Source organism: Xenorhabdus bakwenae (assembly GCF_030272115.1).
GTDB classification, from domain to species: domain Bacteria; phylum Pseudomonadota; class Gammaproteobacteria; order Enterobacterales; family Enterobacteriaceae; genus Xenorhabdus; species Xenorhabdus bakwenae.
In genome coordinates, this window is record NZ_CP119194.1 from 1086598 (window position 1) to 1109782 (window position 23185).

Annotated in this window: 18 protein-coding genes and 2 pseudogenes; 6 read left to right on the forward strand and 14 right to left on the reverse strand. The window is 43.7% G+C overall.

Features of this window, described 5'->3' with window-relative positions:
- Positions 1-139 precede the first annotated feature (139 nt).
- Complete coding sequence (gene hrpA, locus PXH59_RS05995) at positions 140-4054, reverse strand: ATP-dependent RNA helicase HrpA (protein ID WP_434223345.1); 3915 nt, start codon at positions 4052-4054, stop codon at positions 140-142.
- A 301-nt stretch (positions 4055-4355) separates the two neighbouring features.
- Between hrpA and PXH59_RS06000 the strand changes: the two genes are divergently transcribed.
- The gene (locus PXH59_RS06000; RefSeq protein WP_285810811.1) at positions 4356-4994 is read left to right on the forward strand and encodes an FMN-dependent NADH-azoreductase; all 639 of its coding nucleotides are present in this window, start codon (positions 4356-4358) and stop codon (positions 4992-4994) included.
- Between the two features lie 57 nt (positions 4995-5051).
- On the opposite strand, the gene PXH59_RS06005 is transcribed toward PXH59_RS06000, so the two are convergent.
- From PXH59_RS06005 to PXH59_RS06020, 3 genes and pseudogenes are all read right to left on the reverse strand, one after another.
- Positions 5052-5372: a YdbL family probable chaperone protein gene (locus PXH59_RS06005; RefSeq protein ID WP_047770079.1), complete on the reverse strand. Its 321-nt coding sequence runs from the start codon at positions 5370-5372 to the stop codon at positions 5052-5054.
- 9 nt (positions 5373-5381) lie between these two features.
- The gene (locus PXH59_RS06010) at positions 5382-5558 is read right to left on the reverse strand and encodes a YnbE family lipoprotein (RefSeq protein ID WP_285811662.1); all 177 of its coding nucleotides are present in this window, start codon (positions 5556-5558) and stop codon (positions 5382-5384) included.
- Between the two features lie 44 nt (positions 5559-5602).
- Positions 5603-8228 (reverse strand): annotated as a pseudogene (locus PXH59_RS06020) (YdbH family protein).
- 246 nt (positions 8229-8474) lie between these two features.
- On the opposite strand from PXH59_RS06020, the gene PXH59_RS06025 reads away from it, so the two are divergent.
- Positions 8475-9470 (forward strand): 2-hydroxyacid dehydrogenase, encoded by a 996-nt coding sequence (locus tag PXH59_RS06025; RefSeq protein WP_285810814.1) that lies wholly within the window; start codon positions 8475-8477, stop codon positions 9468-9470.
- 445 nt (positions 9471-9915) lie between these two features.
- Here the strand turns inward: PXH59_RS06025 and ghoS are convergent, their stop codons facing one another.
- From ghoS to PXH59_RS06050, 5 genes are all read right to left on the reverse strand, one after another.
- Positions 9916-10227: a type V toxin-antitoxin system endoribonuclease antitoxin GhoS gene (ghoS, locus tag PXH59_RS06030; protein ID WP_285810815.1), complete on the reverse strand. Its 312-nt coding sequence runs from the start codon at positions 10225-10227 to the stop codon at positions 9916-9918.
- 162 nt (positions 10228-10389) lie between these two features.
- Positions 10390-10827 carry a cysteine cluster protein YcgN gene (gene ycgN, locus PXH59_RS06035; RefSeq protein WP_200897778.1) on the reverse strand — a complete coding sequence of 146 codons (438 nt, stop codon included), beginning with the start codon at positions 10825-10827 and terminating at the stop codon, positions 10390-10392.
- Between the two features lie 17 nt (positions 10828-10844).
- Complete coding sequence (locus PXH59_RS06040; RefSeq protein ID WP_285810816.1) at positions 10845-11501, reverse strand: fumarylacetoacetate hydrolase family protein; 657 nt, start codon at positions 11499-11501, stop codon at positions 10845-10847.
- Between the two features lie 45 nt (positions 11502-11546).
- Positions 11547-12647: a lytic murein transglycosylase gene (locus tag PXH59_RS06045; RefSeq protein WP_285810817.1), complete on the reverse strand. Its 1101-nt coding sequence runs from the start codon at positions 12645-12647 to the stop codon at positions 11547-11549.
- Positions 12648-12696: 49 nt separating this feature from the next.
- Positions 12697-12978 (reverse strand): YcgL domain-containing protein, encoded by a 282-nt coding sequence (locus PXH59_RS06050; RefSeq protein WP_285810818.1) that lies wholly within the window; start codon positions 12976-12978, stop codon positions 12697-12699.
- Between the two features lie 156 nt (positions 12979-13134).
- Here PXH59_RS06050 and minC point away from each other — a divergent pair, with 156 nt between their 5' ends.
- From minC to minE, 3 genes are read left to right on the forward strand one after another with little or no spacing between them, the layout of a single operon-like run.
- A complete protein-coding gene (gene minC / locus PXH59_RS06055; protein WP_285810819.1) occupies positions 13135-13818 on the forward strand; it encodes a septum site-determining protein MinC in 684 nt (227 codons plus the stop codon).
- A 23-nt stretch (positions 13819-13841) separates the two neighbouring features.
- On the forward strand, positions 13842-14654 hold the full coding sequence (gene minD, locus PXH59_RS06060; RefSeq protein WP_047770055.1) for a septum site-determining protein MinD: 813 nt from the start codon (positions 13842-13844) through the stop codon (positions 14652-14654).
- A 3-nt stretch (positions 14655-14657) separates the two neighbouring features.
- Positions 14658-14927, forward strand: a complete 270-nt coding sequence (gene minE / locus PXH59_RS06065) for a cell division topological specificity factor MinE (protein ID WP_047770052.1) — start codon at positions 14658-14660, stop codon at positions 14925-14927.
- A 280-nt stretch (positions 14928-15207) separates the two neighbouring features.
- Here minE and rnd read toward each other — a convergent pair whose 3' ends face one another.
- The 3 genes and pseudogenes from rnd to PXH59_RS06080 all read right to left on the reverse strand — a co-directional run bounded on the left by rnd (position 15208) and on the right by PXH59_RS06080 (position 19132).
- The gene (rnd, locus tag PXH59_RS06070) at positions 15208-16338 is read right to left on the reverse strand and encodes a ribonuclease D (protein ID WP_285810820.1); all 1131 of its coding nucleotides are present in this window, start codon (positions 16336-16338) and stop codon (positions 15208-15210) included.
- A gap of 93 nt (positions 16339-16431) precedes the next feature.
- A pseudogene (fadD, locus tag PXH59_RS06075) lies at positions 16432-18124 on the reverse strand (long-chain-fatty-acid--CoA ligase FadD).
- A 384-nt stretch (positions 18125-18508) separates the two neighbouring features.
- Positions 18509-19132: a Slp family lipoprotein gene (locus PXH59_RS06080; RefSeq protein WP_434223346.1), complete on the reverse strand. Its 624-nt coding sequence runs from the start codon at positions 19130-19132 to the stop codon at positions 18509-18511.
- 204 nt (positions 19133-19336) lie between these two features.
- Between PXH59_RS06080 and PXH59_RS06085 the strand changes: the two genes are divergently transcribed.
- Complete coding sequence (locus tag PXH59_RS06085; RefSeq protein ID WP_285808913.1) at positions 19337-20305, forward strand: IS110 family RNA-guided transposase; 969 nt, start codon at positions 19337-19339, stop codon at positions 20303-20305.
- Positions 20306-20392: 87 nt separating this feature from the next.
- Here the strand turns inward: PXH59_RS06085 and tsaB are convergent, their stop codons facing one another.
- Together tsaB and yoaA are read right to left on the reverse strand one after the other, a co-directional pair.
- Complete coding sequence (tsaB, locus tag PXH59_RS06090; RefSeq protein WP_285810822.1) at positions 20393-21088, reverse strand: tRNA (adenosine(37)-N6)-threonylcarbamoyltransferase complex dimerization subunit type 1 TsaB; 696 nt, start codon at positions 21086-21088, stop codon at positions 20393-20395.
- A gap of 77 nt (positions 21089-21165) precedes the next feature.
- Entirely contained in the window at positions 21166-23085 is a 1920-nt protein-coding gene (gene yoaA / locus PXH59_RS06095; protein ID WP_285810823.1) for a DNA repair helicase YoaA, read from the reverse strand.
- Positions 23086-23185 lie beyond the last annotated feature (100 nt).

The following is a 23185-nucleotide window of genomic DNA, read 5'->3' on the forward strand; positions in this document are numbered from 1 at the left end:
TCCCCCTGTTTGGCATTGATTAGCTGTGTTGTTAAATGGGGGAATTAAGTAGTTTAAATAAGTATGTTGTAACTAAAATGACAGTTGAACCTTTATCATCGTTTTTGGGCAGCTGTAAACGACAACTGCCCTGCATATATCACGATGCGATATTTTCCATCGCCTGTAAAATACGCTTATCTGATATTGGATACGCAGTACCCAGTTGTTGGGCAAACAGGCTAATCCGAAGTTCTTCAATCATCCAACGAATTTCTTCGACTTCCGCTAACTGCTTCTGCTGAACAGACAGTTTTGCCAACCATTGTTGCCATTGACGCTGGATATGCTCAACCCTGCTCATATGCGCCCTATCTTTATTAGGATCTACCGCCAATTTTTCCAATCGCCGTTCGATACCATTCAAATAGCGCAAAACATCTGTCAGGCGTTTCCAGCCGTGCGAAGTCACAAAGCCATTAAAGGCCAGACCGGAAATTTGTTCTTTAATATCGGATAATGCCAGCGCGAGAGAGATATCCACCCGCCCTTTCAGGCGCTTGTTGATATTAAAGACCGCAGTCAGGATCTGCTCTACTTGTTTGGCAATATCAACCACTGCGTCATTCAAATTGGCACGAACTTTATCATGCAAACCGGAAAATGCCTGTTCATCCCAGGCTGGCCCACCATTTTCTGCGATCAATTTATCAACACCACAGGAAATACAATCATCAATCAAATCCAACACTTTTCCATATGGATTGAAGTACAGACCCAGTTTAGATTTGTTCGGTAATTTTTCATGCAAATATTTAATCGGCGATGGAATATTCAGCAATAACAGGCGACGTGTTCCTGCCCACATTGCATTCTGCTGTTCAGATTCGGTTTCGAACAGTTTAATACCGATGCTGTCCTTTTCGTCCACCAATGCCGGAAATGCCTTAACAGAATAGCCTCCGCGCTTCTGCTCATAACATTCAGGCAATGCCCCAAAGCTCCAGATATGTAACCCATTTTGCTCTATGCCATTATCTGCAACTGCCGAAAGAGTTTCCTGAACTTTTTCTTTCAATTTCAGTTTCAATGCTGACAGATCTTTGCTTTCCGCTAGCGGTTGATTTTTTTCACCTGTTTTCTTCTCTCCAATAATGCGGAATGTGATCTTTAAATGATCAGGCACTTGTTCTAATTGCCAGTTATCACGTGACACCGTCACACCGGTCATGCGGCGTAATTCTTTCTCAAGGCTATCCAGTAAAGGGATCTGAGGTTGTGTCACACGCTCCAGGAATGCTTGCGCATAGTTAGGTGCCGGAACAAAATTACGACGTATTGGTTTTGGCAATGATTTAATCAACGCAACAACCAATTCATGGCGAATTCCCGGAATTTGCCAATCAAATCCTTCATCTTTGACTTGGTTCAATACCGGTAAAGGAATATGTACTGTTACGCCATCAGCATCGGTTCCCGGTTCAAATTGATAACTCAAACGGAATTTCAAGTTACCCTGATACCAGTAATTTGGGTAATCCAGCGCACTGACTTTATTTGCGTCTCCTTTGATTAACATACTCTTTTCAAAGTTGAGCAATTCCGGCTGATCTTTGCTGGCGACTTTCCACCACTGATCAAAATGGCGCGACGATACAACGTCTCTGCCAATACGCTGATCATAGAAAATGAACAAGGTTTCATCATCCACCAAAATATCTCGGCGGCGAGATTTATGTTCCAGTTCTTCTACTTCTTCACGTAATTTCAAATTAGCGCGGAAAAATGAATGTCGAGTTTGCCAGTCACCTTCTACCAGTGCATGGCGGATAAATAATTCGCGGCACAACATCGGATCGATCCGGCTGTAATTGACCAGGCGACCCGGCACAATGGGCAAACCATATAAGGTGACTTTTTCGGTTGCCATTACCGCCCCCTGAGACTTCTGCCAGTGCGGTTCACTATAATGCTTTTTGATTAAATGGGCCGCTAATGGCTCTACCCATTCTGGCTCGATGCGGGCGGCAATACGTCCCCACAAGCGGCTGGTTTCCACCAATTCAGCCACCATCGCCCATTTTGGTGGTTTTTTAAATAGTCCAGAGCCAGGAAAAACAGAAAAACGGGCATTACGCGCACCGGTATATTCCTGTTTATCCGTATCTTTCTGGCCAATATGGGATAACAACCCCGCCAACAAGGCAACATGGATACTGCGATAATCTGCTTCCTGACTGTTAATCGGCAGCCCAATTTCTTTCACAACTTGCCGGAGCTGAGTATAAATATCCTGCCATTCCCTGACACGAAGATAATTCAGATAATCCTGCCGACAAAGTTTACGGAATTGGGAACTGGAAAGCGCGTTCTGCTGTTCCACCAGAAAATCCCACAGCTTGAGGAAGGCGATGAAATCTGAATCCTTCTCCGCAAAACGACGGTGTTTTTCATCAGAAGCCTGCTGTTTTTCCAACGGTCGCTCCCGTGGATCTTGAATTGACAATGCGGAAGCAATCACCATCACTTCGCGAACGCAACCATGTACCTTAGCTTCCAGTACCATACGTGCCAGACGGGGATCGATAGGCAACTGGGCCAATTGTCGTCCCATTGGGGTCAGTCGGTAACGCCCTTCTGACAATGACTCCGGATCAATAGCCCCCAACTCTTCCAACAGGCGAACACCATCCTGGATATTGCGTTTATCCGGTGCTTCAACAAATGGGAAGGCACTAACATCGCCCAAGCCAATGGCGGTCATTTGCAAAATAACGGAGGCCAGATTGGTACGCAGAATTTCAGGATCAGTGAATTCCGGGCGTGACAAAAAATCCTCTTCCGAATAAAGGCGAATACAAATTCCGTCCGAAACACGGCCACAACGCCCTTTTCGCTGATTGGCTGATGCCTGCGATATCGGTTCTATTGGCAAGCGCTGCACTTTGGTGCGATAGCTGTATCGGCTAATACGTGCAAAACCGGTATCGATCACGTATTTGATGCCTGGTACAGTCAGTGACGTTTCCGCCACGTTGGTTGCCAAAATAATGCGGCGACCGACATGGGGCTGAAATATTCTGTTCTGTTCGCTGTTAGACAACCGTGCAAAAAGTGGCAAGATTTCGGTATGTGGGAAATTTTGCTTGTTGAGGGCATCCGCCGTATCACGAATTTCACGTTCACCGCTCATGAATACCAGTATGTCACCTGAGCTTTCACGCCCTAATTCATCCACTGCGTCAATAATGGCTTCAAGCTGGTCGCGATCATTATCCTCACCCGCCACAGGACGATAACGCACGTCTACCGGATAAGTACGTCCAGATACTTCGATAATCGGAGCAGTGTTAAAATGACGGGAAAAGCGTTCAGGATCGATAGTTGCTGAGGTAATGATGACTTTCAGATCCGGGCGTTTTGGCAGTAATTGGCGCAGATAACCGAGGATAAAATCAATATTCAAGCTGCGTTCATGAGCTTCATCGATAATTAACGTATCATATTGCAATAACAAACGATCTTGCTGCAATTCTGCCAGCAGAATACCGTCAGTCATCAATTTGACCAACGTATTTTCACTGACCTGATCATTAAAACGAACTTTATAACCGACCGTCGAGCCAAGCGGCGTTTCCAGTTCATCCGCAATACGGTTAGCAACCGCACGTGCAGCTAAACGACGAGGCTGGGTATGGCCGATCAGCCCTTTGACTCCCCTTCCCAATTCAAGGCAGATTTTGGGGATCTGAGTTGTTTTACCTGAACCGGTTTCCCCGGCAATGATAACAACCTGATTATCCCGAATAGCTTTATAAATATCTGCTTTCTTCTGGCTAACCGGCAGGTTTTCAGGATATTGAACCGAAGGACATGCAGCCTGGCGATTCATGACTTTCTGTTTTGCAGTCGCTATATCCGCCGCAATGGATTGTACTACAGCCTGCAAGGAGACTTGATTCTTAATTTTTGCTGCGCCATGCAGACGTTTTTTTAAACGGAACTGATCGCGCAGCGGTGTGTGATCAAGTTCAGCGGATAATTCAGCAAATGGTGCTGTCAACGGTGATTCCACGTGATAAATCCTTGTGACGTTTTTTAACTGAGTAGCGCTGTCTTTGCAGGCCAAGAGGATTATTTTTTATGACATAACGATATCGGAAGTGTAACATATCTTATGCTATCTCACGTACTCCATATATAGTCCCTTCCTCACCAATTCATTGTTTGATTCAATGAATTTGAATGAATATCTCAAAATATTGAGCTATTGACTGAACAATTCCCTATATAAAATATGATGCACAAACAATATTATCAATGAAGTTATTAGTATCTTAGGTAACTTGGGTTGTAGATAACTGAGGAAATAGAGAATGAGTAAAGTACTGGTTCTGAAATCCAGCATTCTGGCACAATATTCCCAAAGCAATAAACTGGCCGACTATTTTGTTGAAAAGTGGTTGGCTGACCATTCAGAGAGCAACATTACCACACGTGATCTGGCTGAAAACCCCATTCCAGTACTGGATGGAGAGTTAGTCAGTGCCTTGCGTCCAAGCGATGCGGAATTGACAGAACGCCAAAAAACCGGATTGGCGCTCTCAGATGAGTTGATCGCTGAGTTAAAAGCACACGATGTTATTGTCATCACTGCGCCAATGTATAACTTCACTATTCCTGTTCAACTAAAAGCCTACTTTGATCTGATTGCCCGTGCGGGCATGACTTTCCAGTACACTGAAAAAGGCCCACAAGGGTTGCTGGAAGGCAAACGAGCAGTTATTTTAACCAGTCGGGGCGGCATTCACAAAAACAACCCAACAGATTCGGTGACCCCCTACTTACGTACTTTCCTCGGATTTATCGGTATTACAGATGTGGAATTTGTATTTGCTGAAGGCTTGGCTATGGGGGAAGAATCCGCTAACCAGACACATCAAGACGCCCGTGAAGAGATAGATAATATCATATTGAAAATGGGGCAGAAGCAAATCGAAAAAATCGTTGCCTGAGATCGTTCAATAAAATATCCCATAAGAAAAATGAGATAGCGCGCCAAACGGGCGCGTTTATTTCTGCACCCAATGACCATTAATACTGAGCACATATTCTCCAGAGGCTGCTCGGTTTACCAACTTCTCTCCTGCCATCCTGGCAACTTGTTCTGTCGTCATGTTGTTTTGAGCCGCGATCTCAGTATATTTCTTTTGTCGTTCATCATTAATTCTTTCCACGACTGATTGAGCATCTTGAGTGTTTTTTACCGGTGCCAGATAGCCGCTGAATGTCTCACCCACCAGCCCCTGTTGTTTTGCTTCATTCAACGTCATGCCCATGGCAAAAGAACTGAATAACAGGCTTAACAGAAATATCGTTCCTACTTTTTTCATGTGTTAGCCTTAGAATAAGTTAGAATTGTTTTTAAGCATATCTTCAATTTGCCTGTCAACTTTAATATGAATTTCGTGCTCAATTTTGACATTCATATTGATGTCGATAGGCTTATCCGGTGTTGCCATTTCCAGCCTGATGCAGCCCATCAATGCCATACTGAATAAGGCTACACTGACCAACATCACACCCCTTCTGACCGTTGACAACCTGAATCCAATGTTCGTTATCATTTATCACTCCCACCCATTACAGATATATTTTTCTGCAACCATTCTTCCAAGTTACTGCCAAAACGCAGGCTACGCCATAATTGAAAAATATTTTCCTCATGATGATAGTTAAGCCTCACTTCACGTTTTCTATCCACCACAGGATTTACACCACTAATTTCTGAATGCAATGTTAAGATCCCCAAATTATCGAGCGTAACATACGCTTTTGACCGGTCGATTTCTAAATAACGCAGCCAATCCATTGCCATACCTGCCGATAAGTCATTTTTTCCTATAGAATCAACTGTATCCTTATCCAACCTTAATGTCAGATAATCCTCATTGGCTAGCCATCCCCGTTGAATAATCCAGCGTTTATCATTTAATAATACGGGTAATTCACCACTGATTTTTCCTGACATCGCCATTTGTTTGACTTTTAATATGCCAAACAATTTACTCAAATTCAGTTTGTTAAACCGTAATACAGCGGCTTCTTTTTGTGGGATCTGTAATTGATCCATTGCCAATTTCCCATCCAGCATATCCACATTCACATTGGTCAACGTCAATGGTTGTCCGTCCGTGGCTGGGTAGTAACCCAGCAGATCAGCTGTTACATTTTGCATATCAAACAGCCCCTTAATGGCTTTGATCCGCAACTGAACGGGAGATCCTAGCCCTAATTGCCACGTGTGCCCCTGTAAAACGCCACGGTAAAACAAAATCCAGATCATTCACTTCCCCATTTTTCAGCCACATACCCGCATTTTTGACCACCCAATGCCCCCCCGCCCGCAATCCTTGCCCCTTTGTTGCAGAAAAAGCGGCCTGAGCATAAATAGTTCCACCAAGTACGGTAATACCCAAATCTGACGGAATTAGAGATTGAAAGGCTAATAAAGATTGCCTCGGCCAGCGGGCTTCTCCCCTCAATCGCTCTCCATCCCAACGACCATAAAAAGGAATGGGACCAATACCGTTAGAGTACAGTTTGCCATTCAACATAAAGTTATCTGGAGATGATCCTGTAAGCGTGGCCTTAAAATCAAAGGCAGGCAAAAAACCACCAGAACGAAATTCTGTTTTCTGGGCAGACAATTGTAAATCTCCCGTTAAATTAGGGCGATCTGCCGCCCTCTCCCAAATTAACGAATTTGTCAGTTGTAAGCGCGGTGCTTTCATCTTCACAAGACCATATTGGATAAGATCAAAGCCGGTATTTAATTTCTCTACTGTTATCTTTGATTGATTCCAACTGCCTCTGCCAGCGATATCCCAGTTAGCTTGTAATGGTGGTAAATGCCCATTCCCCCAATAACGCCAATGCCAATTTCCCTGATCGGGTATAAAATCTTTTGCCCAACCATCCAGATGTAGCTTAAATTCCCCCCAATAACGGTCTTGTGCCATCACAATGGCTTGAAGACGGCCAGTAAAGCCATCACGAGTCAAATAAGTGCCCGCCAAAGGTAATCTGGCTTCCTTGACCGTAAATGTTTCACTGATCTTCCCCCATGCCCGAAACAGGGCACCTGGACGAAAAGTGATTTTAGGATCAACCAATGGCCCTGTAATAATGGCAGGCAATGACATGGTCATGACCATCCGACCACGATTCATTTGCCCGGTAAACTGAAACGGAATATGAGCATTGGTTATATTGACTGGCGTTGGTTTCACGGAAAGAACAACATTACCTTTGCCCTGCTCATTTTGGGTGACCAGATTTACCCGTCCACTGACGAACATACCTGACAAACCTTTTTTCCATTGTTCAAGTGTAATATTCACCCTTCCAGACAACGCTTGATTACTCTCCAACCATTGCCATTTTCCATTAACAATCTGGAACTGCGACTCATCAAATGACCAGGGTAATTCTGCCAATACCCGCTGATTTTTTCCTTCAATCACGGTGAGCAACCCACTCTGTTCCTGCCAATTCAATATCAGTTGCAACGGATCGGGATATTGGCTCAGAGATAAGTGCGCTATGATTTGGCCTTGTTCTGGAAGCGTTGCAGTATTCAAGGGTAATGCGATATTTCCATTCAAGGACATCACCTGTTCAGGCAACTTCACAATAAAACGCTGAACAATGAGTTCCTGTTTGTCTGCAATATGCGCATTGAGTTTTAATTTTTCACTCTGATAAGAGAAAACTTGCCCCTGAGATGATGAGCTAAATTGAAATCTGCCAGCAAACTCCTGCCAGGGTATAAGAGCCAGCCGATCAACAGTAAGATTAACCGAAGGTATCGCAGATAATATCTCTTGCACTGATAATGGGGCTGATTGCCCTTCTGTTACAGGGAGTTGCGCCAGGCATTGGTTCTGGCTGTCAATATTGGCGACATGAATGTTCCAGCGGCGATTTTCACTATTTTCCCCGGATAAATATTCCACAGATAGCCCGGAGACGTTGATCCATTCACACTCTTTCGCTTGCAATGACAATTCATCTAACCACAATTCACTGTTCTTCCACCGAGGTTGGCTCAACGAAAAAGTGACTCCTTGTGGCAACCAATAACTGGCAAGCAATGGTAACCAGCGAGGAAGTGTATACCATCCCATCGACACCAATAACGCCAGCAGTATCCCCATCACTGCAAACATTTTGAGTATTTTTGCCATTAAATCCTTATCTCATCTTGTCAACCTGAGAACAACTTCCTGTTATGATAATCTCATATCAGGCTCTAAGCCGATTTATTATACAAGCTATCCCTATGAATAGCTTATCCGGCGATTTATTCGAGTATAGCGAAAGATAACGCTTAGAACCTTCAGGAGACATCATGATTGCAGGCCGTTTTTGCAGCAAAGTGAATTTAATGAATGGCTCGAATGATTTTATAGTTACTGAGTGGAGATGTTGTTATGAAACTGGTTGTTTACAGTACAAAGCAGTATGACCGTAAGCATTTTGAAATGCTCAACCAAAAACCTGGCTTTGATTATCATATCGAGTTTCTTGATTTTCCTTTAAGTCCACAAACTGCCAAAAATGCCGTTGGTGCGGATGCCATATGTATTTTCGTCAATGATGATGGTGGACGGGAAGTGCTGCAAGAACTGGCAGAGATGAATATCAAAATCCTGGCACTACGCTGTGCCGGATTTAACAATGTCGATCTGGATGCAGCGAAAGAATTAGGTATTCAAGTTGTTAGAGTGCCTGCTTATTCCCCTGAATCCGTTGCTGAACATACTGTTGGGTTGATGTTGTGTCTTAATCGACGTATCCACCGTGCCTACCAGCGCACCCGAGATGCCAATTTTTCCCTTGAAGGGTTAACCGGTTTTAACATGTATAAACGCACGGCGGGCATTATCGGAACAGGAAAGATCGGTATTGCTACTTTGCGGATTCTGAAAGGCTTTGGAATGCGTTTACTGGCACATGACCCCTATCCCAATCCTGAAGCCTTGAATATGGGTGTGGAATATGTGGACCTGGACACTTTATATGCTGAATCAGATGTGATCTCCCTGCATTGTCCCATGACACCGGAAAACCACCATTTATTAGATGATACAGCATTCACCAAAATGAAAGATGGCGTGATGATCATCAATACCAGCCGAGGTGCCCTTATTGATTCCGTGGCTGCCATTAACGCGCTGAAACAACAAAAAATTGGTGCATTAGGTATGGATGTTTATGAAAACGAAAGAGATTTATTCTTTGAAGATAAATCAAATGACGTTATCCAGGACGATATTTTTCGCCGCTTGTCTTCTTGCCATAATGTACTGTTCACCGGCCATCAGGCATTCTTAACCGAAGAAGCCTTAACCAGTATCAGTGAAACAACTTTGCAAAATATTCAGCAATTAGCTTCTGGAAAGGTTTGTCCAAATATTGTTGAATAGACTGGAAAAAGAGAGAGTAAAGCAGGTTATTTGTTGTCCACGTCTCTTGACCTATGAAATATGATCAAGAGACAGGACAATGCAGGGTTTATGGTTAATTTCTCTTATGTTCTTATGACAAGATAATACCAATCGTCAATGTTACGGTAATCCAAACCCCTACAAACGTTACATAGCTCATCAATCTGTTCTTCATTTTACTTTCCCTCATTATCAAACAAACATCCATAGCTGCACGGTAGTGGTCCCGGCTGTCTGACATAAAAAATATAAACAGCATTTAATATATATTTGGTATGCAGCATAAGTTCCAGACTAATATTTATTACAAAGGGTATTAAATTAGTCAGGTTGTTGTAGTAATAAGACAATGCTCAGGTAATAAAACTGACCAGAATAGGAGAGTTAACGCATAAAAAAACCACAATACGTGGTTTTTAACAAATTATTCACCTGAACCGGATTCAGTATGTGGTTTTTCGGGATATAACGATGCACTCCAGTTACTGTAAGTGCAAACAAATATCGACGGATCTTTGTTTGAAAATGGCGTAGCCATAGATTTGATTTTTTCCGCCAACTGCTCGTATTCCATCGTCGAATTACCAATATAAGTTCCACCAGGCAGGCGATGCCATTTCCCATTAGGAAAACGGATAGATTGGCTGAATTGATTCGCCGTCATCCTTTTATGTAATTTTTCATAACCCTCAATACCCGTGCCATAAAGCTCTACGCGAATCAAATAACTTGCCATTTCTCTTTCCTTGTTTTTAACTTTCAACCAAACAAGTTATCAGTTTTTCTTTACTGCTTAAAGTCAGAAAAACGGGAGAAAAATTCGATATTAATGCCAATTCCAGTACTTACATTATATGTATTTGATATAAAATCCCTTTCATATCAAATAATAAAATAATTACATTGGTGTATTTAAAATATGGTCTTCCCAATCTACCACATCCGCTTCACGCACAGCGATATGCCTGACAGAAATACGCTCCGCATGCAGTGCCGATTTTGAACCGCTAACCAGTGGGTGCCACGGAAGGAGTTTCCCCCCCTCGCCAATCAGACGGTAGGCACACGTCTTTGGCAGCCATTCAAAGGTGTTCATATTCTCACGGGTCAATTTGATGCAGTCAGGCTCGTATCTGAAACGATCTTCATAATTCTTGCACTGGCAGGTTTTAATATTCAGTTGATTACAAGCAACATTGGTGAAATAAATTTCATCCGTATCCTCATCCATCAACTTATGCAGGCAGCACTGACCGCAGCCATCACATAGCGCTTCCCACTCTTGATCTGTCATTTGTTCTAAGGTTTTCACCTGCCAGAAAGGTTGAGACATAATTTCTGTCATTCCTCGTGTTAAATCACTCTGGTTGTCAAAACGTGCTCATTGAGAGAAACATCTAACACATCACCAGATTGCAATGGCCCCACGCCTTCAGGCGTTCCCGTCAAGATAATATCGCCCGGACGTAAGGTAAAAAAACGCGACATGTAGCTAATCAACGGGATGATAGGCATTCGCATGTCACTCGTATTGCCGTTTTGGCGCAATTGGCCATTTACTGTCAAAGAAAGTTCGGCATTTTGTGGATCATCAAAAGCATTGACAGGAATAAATCCCGATATCGGGCATGATCGATCAAATGCTTTACTTTTTTCCCACGGTTGCCCCGATTGTTTAAATTCACGTTGCAAATCACGTAATGTCAAATCCAGTGCAACTGCAAAGCCTGCAATCGCCTGACTGACTCGCTCTTCATTGGCATTCTTAAGTGCCGAACCAATCAAAACAGCCAATTCTATTTCATGGTGCACAGCACCTAATTCCTGTGGAATGAAAACAGGTTGGCGCAGATCACACAACGCGGTTTCAGGTTTAATGAATATCACTGGCTCTTCAGTGGATTGAGAACCCATTTCTTTCATGTGCTTGTCGTAATTACTGCCGACACAAACAACCTTATTAGCAGGAAAATCCAACAATATCCCCTGCCAATCCCGATGTTGGTACATTACATGGTTCCTTTATCTTGTTTTCAGGATTTGATTTTCAGCGATTCAGCGAGTGAAAAAATGAGTACGTTGCATGATACCGTCCGCCATCATACCAACACTGAGCGCAAAATAGTAAGAACGATTCCAGTGCATGAGAGTGCGGAAATTTTGTGTCACCCAAAATGCCCGTTGTGCCGAATCATCAGGGATGACTATCCAACCTTTGGTATTTGCGGGCAACTTAGCAAAATGAGGAGATGAAATTCCCAATACCTGCCACTGTGCAATGGTTTTTCCCTGTTCAGGTTTAACGCCTTCTAAAGCGATATCAAAGCCTGTAGGTAACGAAATAGCATACCCCCAAGGTAAACCTTGTCTCCACCCTTCCTTATGTAAATAATTGGCAGTCGAGGCAAAAACATCTGCTTTATTATTCCAAATATCAATTTGGCAATCACTATCGCCATCAGCACCATACGTTAAGTAAGAAGTTGGCATAAATTGATTTTGGCCCATTGCACCCGCCCAGGAGCCTTTCAGCGCCTGATCTTTATCAATATATTGATTTTCAATTATTTCTAACGCGGCCAGTAACTGTTTGATAAAAAATACTTCTCGGCGTCCCTCAAAAGCCAGCGTGGATAACGCCGAAATGACATCTTCTTTTCCCTGAAATTTGCCAAAACCGCTTTCTAATCCCCACAATGCAACAATATAGGCTTTGGGTACACCGTATTTGTCGCTGATCCTTTTTAGCTGGAGATGATTATCTTCATACTCCTTGACACCCTGTTCAATCTTCCGCGCTGGCAAGATGCGGGTCAGGTAATCATCCAAAGTCACTTTTTTTTCTGGCTGGTTACGATCGGCTTTAATGACGCGCGGAATAAAATGGATGTTGGCAAATGCCCGATCCAATGTTTTTTCACTGATCCCCTGCTCTCTGGCTTGCTGTTTTAGCAAGGCCACATAAGCAGGAAATTGTGATGGCTCACGGGCATTCAATGGAAAATCCTGCTCCAATGCCCTGACTTCGGCTTGAGATCGTGAAGCCAACACGGATGGATAGTACAATTGTTTGGCACTTATTTGTTTACCACTTAGTGTACTGCACCCTGTCAGCAAAGTTGCTGTCAATAAAGTCAGCCCAGTGATTAATTTCATAAATCGGCTCCTCATCAATAATTCAGGATCAGGCAGTGACCAGCGATTTTTATTGCTTAGGCGGCTTATTGGGTGCCAGGTGCTCATTGAGCAAACTTCCCACTGGCGGTGGTACTTGCAGGTAAAAACCCTGCTCACTCAACGCGAGTTTTACTTTTTCAATATCAGCATTAGCCAGTTTTTTCCTTTCAGATAATGAAATCATCATTGAATATTGAGGTTCACCAAATGCGTTTAACAGATCTTCAGGAACGCGTGAAAAATTCCCCTTTCTTTCAATATATAGATATGTTTGGTCACGTTTTGGGCTTCTGTAGATTACACAAATCATTGTTATAAACTCTTTTAAATTAACGCTGTGACTTGCTTGAATAATTCACTAACTATAACATGCTTATTATATCTAAGAATATCGTCTCCCAGAGGCTTAGGAAAATGTTTGTATAAACTACCTTGGGAAACTTAACCTTGCTGAGTCAGAATATCGATGTCACAATCGCCAATTGAGCTAAAAGGCAGTAATTTTACGCTTTCGGTCGTTCATTTATATGATGACCAACCGGAAGTCATTCATAAAGCTATGCAGGAAAAAATGGAGCAAGCGCCCGAGTTCCTGAAAAATGCGCCCGTTGTTATCAATATATCTGCTCTCCCTGTTGATGCAGATCTCCCCACACTCCACCGAGCCATCGAGTCAGTTGGATTGCGCATCGTCGGCATCAGCGGTTGTCAAAATGAAGAACAACGAGAATTCGTTCTAAAATCTGAACTTCCTTTATTGAAAGAAGGTAAAAGTCAGAAATTTCTTACTCAAGAAAATAAACCGGCTGAACCTATTTTCAAAAAAACTCGTATAATTAATACACCTGTTCGTTCAGGACAAAGAATTTATGCACCAAACAGTGATCTTATTGTGACAAATAATGTGAGCGCTGGTGCAGAATTAATCGCTGATGGAAATATTCATATATATGGTGTGCTGCGTGGACGAGTATTGGCTGGCGCATCTGGTGATCAAGAAAGCCAGATTTTCTGCACCCATTTAAACGCTGAACTCACCTCTATTGCAGGTCAATATTGGCTCAGCGAGAAAATCCCTGAAAATTTTGTTGGCAAGGCAGCAAAATTACGTCTGGTAAACAATGAATTAACTATTGAAACTTTAGTCTAGCCCTTATAACAAGGAATCGCTTCATGGCACGCATTATTGTTGTTACATCTGGTAAAGGTGGCGTTGGCAAAACCACTTCAAGCGCGGCCATTGCTACCGGCCTCGCCCAAAGAGGAAAAAAAACCGTCGTTATTGATTTTGATATCGGTTTACGGAACCTCGACCTCATTATGGGCTGTGAACGCCGTGTGGTTTTTGACTTTGTGAACGTCATTCAAGGTGACGCCAGCTTGAATCAGGCAATTATCAAAGATAAGCGCACAGATAATCTCTATATTCTGCCCGCGTCCCAGACCCGCGATAAAGAAGCCCTCACCCGAGATGGCGTTGAGAAAATTCTGAATGAATTGGATCAACAGGGATTTGATTTCATTATCTGTGATTCACCTGCTGGTATTGAAAGCGGCGCATTGATGGCGCTCTACTTTGCCGATGAAGCAATTATTACAACAAACCCAGAAGTATCTTCTGTTCGTGACTCTGATCGTATTTTAGGTATCCTGGCATCCAAATCACGCCGGGCAGAAAAAGGTGACGAATCTATCAAAGAGCACCTCCTGCTAACACGCTATAATCCGGGACGTGTGAACCGTGGCGATATGCTGAGTATGGAAGATGTACTGGAAATTTTGTGTATCCCTTTGCTTGGTGTTATCCCGGAAGATCAATCTGTTCTCCGTTCATCCAACCAAGGGGAACCGGTCATTTTGGACAAAGACTCTGACGCGGGTAAAGCATACGAAGATACTGTTTTACGTTTACTTGGTGAAGAGCGGCCTTTCCGCTTCATCGAAGAAGAAAAAAAGGGCTTTTTAAAACGCCTGTTTGGGGGGTAACGCATGGCTTTGTTAGATTTCTTCCTGTCGAGAAAAAAACCGACAGCCAATATCGCCAAGGAGCGGCTACAAATCATCGTGGCAGAGCGGCGCCGTGGTGACTCTGAGCCTGCCTATTTGCCCGACATGAAACGGGATATTCTGGCTGTAATTTGTAAGTATGTACAAATCGATCCAGATATGCTTTCTGTGCAGTTTGAGCAAAAAAATGATGATATCTCTGTACTAGAACTGAATGTAACATTACCTGAGGTTGAGGAATCGCCAAAATAGCCATATCAAACGACGCTATTTAATTTAAGTCGGTGATTTTTGTAAAACAGTTTGTTATTTAAATAATATACTCGATAAACCTCAAGCTGCAATCCGCAAGACGACGCGAAGCCTTATATTTCCCCGCTGCGCGGGGAAATATCACACGCATCTTGAAGTTGAATTGGTATAGATCAGGAAGTAAAGATAATTTTCCCTGCCTATATATCAGGCAGGGATCAAATTGACATCTTATGTACTACATCTCATAAATAAGACTATAATTGTGATTGAATTAACGCTATTCCTGCGAATAATTTGCCAATATTTCAGCGATAGGTTCAGCCAGTAACTTGCCTCGCCAACCCCTGATTAACTCAGGTTGATATTCCGGCGCTTTCAATTTCCAATGCCAACAAAGTAATTGATTAATTTGACGGCGAGAAGCCAGCAGTTCGGCACTGAAATAATGGGATTCCCCCACCTGAGCGACCAAAGATTTAATTTCTTTAAATGCCTTACGATAGCCAGGATAATCAACCAAATTCACAATTTGAGCCGGACACGCTTCTGCGGGAATATCCCTGCTCTCCGCAACCATCGCCAGCAACCGACGACCATGACAACGAATTTCTTGCCCACTCAATCCCAGAGCGTCCAATTCAGCCAAAGAAGTTGGCATATAACGGGCAACCTGCCATAAATTTTCTTCGCGGATCACGAAATTGACCGCCAAGTCACGTTCACGAGCCTGATTTAAACGCCATGCAGCCAATTTTTTCAAACAGGCCAATTGCCTTGGGCGCAATTGCCAGGCGTTACTCATATCCTTATAAGCACATTCCGGCATCAATACTTCTTTACGGCGTTCGGCTATCAGATTGCTTTCATCTTTTGCCGCATCCAAATATCCCGCCTGCCCTGTTTTTTCCATCAAAATATCGGCCAGCGGTAATAAATAGTAGACATCCGCCGCCGCATATTGACATTGCTTTTCGCTCAACGGTCGAGCCAACCAATCAGTGCGGGATTCACTCTTATCCAATTCAATATGCAAATACTCAGCAACTAATGTCGCAAAGCCGCATGACATGGGGTGACCAATAAATGCAGCCAGTACCTGAGTATCAATCATGGGTTCTGGCAAGCACTGGAAACTATTACTAAAAACCTCTAAATCTTCACTGCCGGCATGGATAAATTTTAATACGTTCGGATCTGTCAATAGCTCCTTAAAGGGCTGCCATTTCGAAATTTCGAGGGAATCAATCAGAGAAAGCTGTTCACCATCAAACAGTTGTATCAGACCTAATTGAGGATAATACGTCCGTGTACGTACAAATTCAGTATCCAGTGCAATTCTTGCGTGTTTTTTTGCCTGCTCACAAGTTGACTGCAATTGGGCATCGGTAGTAATCAACTGATAATTCAAAACATCATTCTCTTAACCATTCATAAGACATGCACAACAACGCCGGTAAAACCGGCGCTGTTGATGTGCAATGGGATATGGCAATAAACAGGCTCAATTTGTAGCAGCATTATCCACTTTTGCCAATTCTTCATTGCGAAGTTCTCTGCGAAGAATTTTACCGACATTAGATTTTGGTAATTCATCACGAAATTCAATGAGCTTCGGCACCTTATATCCCGTCAGGTAACGACGGCAATGCGTTTTAAGTTCATCCTCAGTCAAACTGGGATCTTTGCGTACCACAAATATTTTGACAATTTCTCCTGAGTTTTCACTCGGAACGCCCACTGCTGCCGACTCTAACACTTTAGGATGGGAAGAAACAACATCTTCTACTTCATTTGGATAGACATTAAATCCAGAAACCAGGATCATATCTTTTTTTCCGGTCAACAATGTGTAAAAAGCCTTTTTCATCTACGCTGGCAATATCCCCAGTTGCCAACCAGCCATCTTTCAACACCTCATCAGTCGCATCAGGGCGATCCCAGTAACCTTTCATTACCTGTGGTCCCCGCACCCACATTTCACCTGCTTCGCCCAGTGAAACTTCATTACCATCATTCCCTACCAGCTTGATTTCTGTTGAAGCAATGGGAAAGCCAATACTGCCACTGTAATAGGTCAAGTTATGCGGGTTAGCTGAAACCAGAGGGGAACACTCCGTCAATCCATATCCTTCCAACAGATGACAACCTGTCAAGTTTTGCCATTTTTCAGCCACTACTCGTTGTACGGCCATGCCACCACCAACAGATAAACGTAGTGAGGAAAAATTCAGCTTCTGGAATTCCGCATTATTCAGCCAGGCATTGAATAATGTGTTAACACCTGATAGTGCGGTAAAATGATAACGCGACAGTTCCTTGATTGTGCCATTTACATCACGAGGGTTGGTAATCAACAAATTTTGCCCCCCCAATTCAATAAAGAACAGGCAATTTATCGTTAAAGCAAAGATATGGTACAACGGCAGTGCAGTTACCACTAGCTCTTGCCCAGGCCTCAATAACGGAGAATAACAGGCTCTGGCCTGTTCAAGGTTTGCCAGCATATTACGATGAGTCAGCATTGCACCTTTCGCAACCCCTGTGGTTCCCCCCGTATATTGCAGAAAAGCCAAATCCTCGTTTTTTACATCCGGTTTGACATACTGCATGCGGTAGCCTTTATGAATCGCACTACGGAACGAAATAGCATCCGGTAAGTGATATTTAGGTACGAGCCTCTTAACGTATTTAACGACGAAATCAACAAGAGTCCCTTTGGGACGTGAAAGTTGGTCACCCATACGCGTCAAAATAACGTTCTTGACTTGCGTATTAAAGACAATCTTTTCTAGGGTATGTGCAAAGTTAGAAACGATAACAATGGCAGATGTGCCACTGTCATTAAGCTGGTGTTCCAATTCACGTGGGGTATAGAGCGGGTTCACATTGACAACAACCATACCTGCACGCAGGATACCAAATAGTGCCACAGGGTATTGCAGCAAATTGGGCATCATCAATGCCACGCGATCCCCTTGTTTTAACCCCAGACCATCCTGTAAGTAGGCAGCAAAGGCACGACTACGCTCTTCCAATTTACGGAAAGTCATTACCTCGCCCATATTGATAAATGCGACTTGATCGGCATAACGCGCTACAGCATTTTCAAACATTTCAATCAACGACGAATAACGATCGGGATCGATTTCTGCCGGAACATCTGCCGGATAATGTTTTAGCCAAACTTTTTCCAAGTTGAATACTCCTGAAATCTAATTGCGATGTAACCACTGACCATAAAACAAACCTGACCTGTATATTTAACAAATTATTAACTCAGCGTGCCAGTTTGCAAAGCAACAATGTTCAGGTTGGCGATACACATCACTAATTTAATACTATCAATGACTGCAAAAAAATAAGGCAGCTTTTGCCGCCTGAGTATTTTTTATTATTTATCAATAAATTAGTTAAATTATTAACACTTGGATTTATAATTAACTAATTATACACTGATTTAATAATTTTTGGCTTGGAGTCTTACTATTATTCCAAACAGCTATAAGTAAGGCATACCAGTTAAAGGATGATTATCAGGAGTTCATGTCACACCAGATCCCCCTTGGTTGACAAGAGGTTTATTCAGTTAAAATTGTTTCAACTGATACAGGCTGTAATGATGAATAACCGCGCCAAAACGGATCATAAGGGTTGCCATAATAGCTCCATGGATCAGTTCCTACAGCAGGGGGAAAAATCATTCGCTGAGATTCATACCAACGTTTTACTCCTGTTGCATTCATCACAACGTAATTGTACGGACTATTGCCTACTTTTCCTTTTTCAAGACCAGTAATCAAACCTACAACAGTCACATAATGATCTTTAAAATCACTGGGTTCTAAAAAAGTATTCACGTAGGCATAAACTCGCCCCAAAGAAGGCGTATCCATACGAGGGGAAGCATTGCCTGCTAGTGGCATGGCAGATATTTCTAATCGAGTCTGGCTTTTTTCATTCAAGACACTCAGCACTTTGCCGCCAAATCTCCCTTCATGTCCAATGTATAACTCAGGCATATTCTTGACAGAAAGCAGATTTTCCATTGGTGTTTTAGTCGTTCCTTTAATAACATCAGGCACTGACACACAACCCGTAAGTACCAGGGTTCCCAATAATGCCACCGCTTGCAGTATGCTTCGATAGTATATTCCATTGAACATAACGCCTCCAACGTAGAAAAAACTTATTAGACTAACCATCCATCGTCTGGTTAGTCAGACTCTAGCCCTTGTATCTTAAAAGTAGGTTAAAATAAATACGATTAGATTTGGCACAGTGTACGCAGTCTGAGTTGCCCTGGGGTTTTAAGCCCGTTTTAAAGCTATTGACGCATACACTGAGCCACTCATCTGAAACCCGAACAGTTGTCCGTCATCCATAACGTATTTGCAAGGCAGGGTAATATGAGTCAGCCAAATCCACTTTGTGTGGGCATCGATGTTTCCAAAGCCTCATTAGATATCGCCGTGAGTACTGGCGTAGAGGCATTCACTGCCAGTAATGATCCTGATGGTTTTGATGCCATTGTGTCCGTACTGAAGCAACATCTCGTGTCCCTGATTCTGATGGAAGCCACCGGTGGACTGGAATCTGCTGTTGCCTGCTCGCTTCAGGCCGAAGGGTTTGATGTCGTTGTTATTAATCCCAGGCAAGCGCGAGATTTTGCCCGGGCCATGGGATATCTGGCAAAGACTGACCGCATTGACGCCAAGGTCCTGACTCAGATGGCAGAAGTGATAAACCGTCATCCCGAACGAGAACGGTTTATTCGGGCGCTGCCAGATGCGGAACGTCAGATTCTTTCTGCCATGGTGGTGCGCAGACGGCAGTTGATTACGATGCTGGTTGCTGAGCGTAATCGCCTACATCCTGCGCATCCTCAGAGCAGAAAGAGCATCAACACTGTCATTAAAGCACTGGAAGCTGAGCTGGCGCGGATCGATGAAGATATGAATAAACATATCCAGATTCATTTTAAGGAACTGGCTGACCGGCTCAGCGCCATCAAGGGCATTGGGGCAATGACAACAGCAGCCCTGCTGGCAGAAGTCCCTGAACTGGGCAAGCTCTCGCGTCGGGAAATCAGTGCACTTGTTGGCGTTGCTCCTGTTAACCGTGACTCGGGAACTATGCGGGGTCGACGAACCATCTTTGGCGGGCGCGCTGGGGTTCGGACAGCGTTGTATATGGCCACACTCGTGGCAACCCGTTTTAACCCGGTAATCAAGACGTTTTACAACCGCCTGCTGGCGGCGGGTAAGGCCAAAAAAGTGGCTCTTGTGGCTTGTATGCGCAAGCTGCTGACCATCTTGAATGCGATGATTAGAAAAAATGAAGAATGGAATAATTCGTATCATCAGATAACGCCATAAAATCGCGTTCAAGACAGTTGCTTTATACTCATGGACACTGCTTTCTGCCGCAAGTTGCATGAATTTTATTGCGCCAGGCAGAAGACCTTAACGGCCCGGTAATTTTTTCCATGTCACTTCATTACGTAAGTAAACAGGTTCAGCGTGTTCAACCGCTGTCGCCTCCCCTGCGTCCCACATCTGAATGGCCAGTGGCAGCATATCTTCCGCATGGGGTAAAATAACATCGCCTGCTGTCAGCATTAAGTGGCAGTCCAATAATTGAGGATAGGCTTCCCATCCCGTTCCCGCAATTCCCCATTCGCCTGATAAGGAATTCATAATCTCTTGCACTTGCTCAGGTTTCAAAACTGCTTCCGTTTCATCGCCCTGCCATTCACCTTGTGAATTCCGAGTGTATTGTCCCCAGTAAACTTCCCCCATCCGCGCATCAATCGCAACCAAAACGTTTGTTGCTCCTGTTAAGCGAAAAGTCCCTTGCGCCATTGTTTTCAGCGAAGAAACACCAATCATCGGTAATTCAGCGCCCAGTGCCAGCCCTTGGGCAATGCCAACACCAATCCGTACACCGGTAAAACTGCCCGGTCCACGACCAAACGCTAACGCATCCAATTGTTGCAGGTTTACTCCACCTTTTGATAAAACCGCTTGAACCATCGGTAAAATACGTTGCGTGTGCTCCCGTGGGGAAATTTCAAACTGTGCTTCAATAGCACCTTCATTCCAAAGTGCAACAGAACAGGCTTCAGTTGCAGTATCAATAGCTAAAATTCGTGTGGACATGCCTTAACTCCGGCAAGATATAGGATCCAAAATAAGGGGCTATACTACCATAGCCCCAACATCATCGCCCCGACATTTTATTCCCCAGACCGCGGTGGGCGTGAGTTCAGAAACGCAATTGCTTTTGATAAATCACGGGTACGGGAAGCGGGAGGCAAGCTGTTTAGAAAAACCTCACCGTATGGACGCATCACCAGCCGATTATCACAAATGACCACAACGCCATAATCATCAATATCACGGATCAGACGCCCAACGCCCTGCTTCAAATCAATCACGGCATCGGGAAGCTGGACTTCGTGAAAAGCATCCCCGCCCTTAAGTTGACAATCCTCAATACGGGCCTTAAGCAAAGGATCATCCGGCGCAGTGAACGGCAATTTATCAATAATAACGCAGGACAATGCATCACCGCGGACATCCACCCCTTCCCAAAAGCTGCCGGTCGCCACCAACAATGCATTACCCGCAGAGATAAATTGTGCCAACAGTTGTGACTTGCTCGTCTCACCCTGCACTAATACTGGCAATGTCATACTGGCACGGAACTCTTCCGCTAAACTGCGCATCATTTGGTGAGAAGTACAGAGGAAAAAACAGCGCCCTTTATTGCTTTCAATTAATGGTTTCAGCATACGAGCCAGCCATTTTGCACCACCATTTTGGTTAGGTGATGGCAAATGACGCGGCACACACAATAACATTTGACGCTGATAATCAAAGGGGCTAGACAAAAGTAATGTCTGGGCCTGTTTTAGCCCTAAACGTTCAGTGAAATGATTTAGCTGTTCATTGACCGACAATGTTGCCGATGTAAAAATCCAACTACCTGATTGTTCACGGAGCATCTCACTGAATTTGTCGGCAACCGATAACGGTGTCAGAGCCAGTAAAAAATGCCGCCCATAACTTTCGAACCAATAGCTGTAATTAGGTATGCTGACATCAATCAGACGCTTAAGACGATTGCGATACACCGTTGCCCGTTCAAAAGCCGCATCCAGCATGGTTGAACGCCCCAAAGAGAGTTTCATCACGTCATAACACAGCTCAAGGGCATCATCCAACCGCACCAATGCGCGCTGAACTTGCTGCTGTTGCAAGGCTTCACGAAGATTACCCCGATAGCTGTTTTCCCCCAATGACAAACGGAAATCTTGTGCACTTTGGCTGAGACGATCTGCACTTTTTTGCAATTGTGCCTGATCCCGCACTTCAGTACGGTAAGCCATGATGATATCACGCGATAAATCCATCAATTGACGGCTGCTTAATTGCTGGCCAAAATATTGGCTGGCAATATCAGGGATCTGGTGCGCCTCATCGAAAATCATCACATCAGCCTGCGGGATTAATTCACCAAAACCGGTATCCTTAACCATCATATCAGCCATAAACAGATGATGGTTAACAATCACCACATCCGCTTCCATTGCTTTTCGACGGGCTTTCAGAACGAAACATTGCTGATAGCATGGGCAATCACTGCCAAAACAATTGTCATTAGTACTCGTGACCAATGGCCAAACAGTGCTATCTTCCGCCACTTGGTAGCAGGTGCTGATATCACCATCTTTTGTATGGCCTGACCAATGCTTCAATTTGATGACTTCCGCCAAGATTTCAGTGTCTAACTGGGAATTGCCGATCGTCTGCTGCTCAAGGCGTTCAAGGCATAAATAATTTGAACGCCCTTTTAATAGCGCCAGCTTGCCGGTAAAACCTAACGCCTCAACGATAGTGGGTAGATCTCGATTGTAAAGCTGATCCTGTAATGCCTTAGAACCCGTAGAAATAATCACTTTTTTACCGGAGCGCAAAGCAGGTACTAAATAAGCAAATGTTTTACCGGTTCCCGTTCCTGCTTCTACGACCAATTGTTGCTGTTTTTTAATCGCAATTGTAATAGCCGAAGACATTTCCCGCTGGGCATCGCGTGGCTTGAAACCTGATATGGCTTTGGCTAGTATGCCATTTTTCGCAAAATCGTCTGACACAAACAGTCTCTTTCAATAAAATGTGGCGGAATTATGCCAATACTGAGTTGTAATAACTACTCAATTCAGCAAAAAACTGGATAAATTAACAGGAGATTTA